This is a genomic window from Segeticoccus rhizosphaerae, assembly GCF_009192725.1.
Taxonomy (GTDB): Bacteria; Actinomycetota; Actinomycetes; order Actinomycetales; family Dermatophilaceae; genus Segeticoccus; species Segeticoccus rhizosphaerae.
In genome coordinates this window covers 1-1,272 of sequence record NZ_VOHR01000570.1, presented here as the reverse complement: position 1 = coordinate 1,272, position 1,272 = coordinate 1, and the positions used below count along the sequence as shown (strand labels likewise).

Sequence of the window (1,272 nt, the reverse complement as noted above, 5' to 3'; positions counted from 1 at the left end):
ATCGACCGGGCACCTGTCCCTGCGTGGCGCCGCCGCCACGCAGGGACAGGTGCCCGGTCGATCCGGCGCGGGGCCGCCCACGTCCGCCCCGGGCGTTAGCCTCACGGTGATGAGTGGCCCGACGACCGTGGTGTGCCCGACGACACGCAGGAGGTACGGCCCGTGACCGACGCGCCCGTGCAGCGCCTCGACGCCACGCTGGCCCGGCGCTGGGCCGTGACCCTGCGCGCCGTGCTCGCCGAGCGCCGCGCCGAGATCGACGACCTCAACGTCTTCCCGGTCCCCGACGGCGACACGGGCACCAACCTCTACCTGACCATCGACGGCGCGATGGCCGCCCTGAGGGACCAGTTGCCTGCCGCCGGGTGGGACGGTCGGGGCGACCTGGGAGCCCTGAGCGCCGGACTGGCCACGACCACGTTGCTGTCGGCACGTGGCAACTCCGGCGTCATCCTGAGCCAGCTGGTCCGCGGCTTCAGCGAGGTCATCGCGGAGGCCGACGACGCCGAGCACCTCGACGCGACGGCCCTCGCCCGGGCCCTGCGACGCGGTAGCGACCTGGCCCGGGCCAGCGTGAGCCACCCGGTCGAGGGCACGATCCTGTCCGTCGCCGCGGCCGCCGCCGGCGCCGCCGAAGAGGCGGCCACCAGCGGATCCGACCTGTATGCCGTGACGCTCGCCTCGCTCGACGCAGCCCGCTCCGCGCTGGCCCGGACCCCCGAGCAGCTTCCGGCGCTTGCCCGCGCCGGCGTGGTGGATGCGGGGGGAGCCGGTTACGTCCTGCTCCTCGAAGCGCTCGGGCACGTGCTCTCGGGCCGCCCGCACGAGGATCTGCCGTGGCGTGGCTCCGCGGAGCCCGTGGGGCAGGGAGGGCGCGCAGCGACTGCCACGACGGCCACGACTGCCACCAGCGGCAACGGGCCCGCAGCGGAGGCGCCCGGTGAGGGGGAGGGCGGTGCCGTCCCGAGCGAGGGGCAGGAGGGGGGTGACGCACCGGCATACGAGGTGATGTATCTGCTCGAGGACAGCAGCGACCACGCGGTCGAGGAGCTGCGCGGTGAGCTCGACCGGCTCGGCGACTCGCTGATCGTCGTCGGCGGGCCGGAGGTCTGGAACGTCCACGTGCACGTCAACGACGTGGGTGCGGCGCTGGAGGCCGGGGTGCGGGCGGGGCGGCCGCACCGCATCACCGTCACCAGGTTCAGCGACGCGCGCACCGGTGAGCGTGAGCACCGGGCTCGGGCAGCCGGCGGACCGGCCGTGGCCGTGGTC

General features: G+C 75.2%; 1 protein-coding gene. It reads left to right on the top strand.

Translation table 11 applies throughout. From position 1 onward, the window contains the following. Positions 1–162 precede the first annotated feature (162 nt). Positions 163–1,272: DAK2 domain-containing protein (locus FRW57_RS21740; RefSeq protein WP_162529469.1), on the top strand; the 1,110-nt coding region annotated here is incomplete at its 3' end.